The sequence below is a fragment of the Herbiconiux daphne genome (genome assembly GCF_024979295.1).
Lineage (GTDB): Bacteria > Actinomycetota > Actinomycetes > Actinomycetales > Microbacteriaceae > Herbiconiux > Herbiconiux daphnes.
Window position 1 is genome coordinate 1 of sequence record NZ_JANLCJ010000841.1, and the last position, 513, is coordinate 513.

General features: G+C 48.3%; 1 pseudogene. It reads right to left on the reverse strand.

From position 1 onward, the window contains the following. Positions 1–513, reverse strand: a pseudogene (locus N1032_RS27980) (hypothetical protein); the annotation flags it as partial.

The following is a 513-nucleotide window of genomic DNA, read 5'->3' on the forward strand; positions in this document are numbered from 1 at the left end:
AGTTACTACCGTCAAGATGTTAGAATCTGTTGTACCTGTAGCATTGGTGGCAACCGCTTTATAGCGCATCGTACCAACAACAGGGTTAGCAACAGTCAATGTTGTACCAGTCGCACCAGAAACATCTGTGAAAGTACCGCCAGATGCACCAGAAGCAGACTGCCATTTAAATGTTGGAGAACCAGAAGCAGCTACCGCAGGAGAGGTAGTGAATGATTGACCAGCAATGGCTGCTGTTGGAGCAGTAGGTTGAGCACTAAATACAGGTTTAGGCGGTGGAGCAGCATTAACAGTAAGAGTGATTGCAGAAGAAGTGACAGTGTTTGTACCATCATCGACCACTACAGTGTACGAGCCAGTGTCGCCAGACACCAAAGACGTAAAGTTCAGAGTTGCGGTGTTACCACCATTTGCATTCGGAACATTTGTCGTCCCTTTCTTCCACTGGTAGGTGTACGAGCCAGAACCACCGGAAGCAGTAGCAGTTGCAGAGAACGCTGAACCAACGGTACC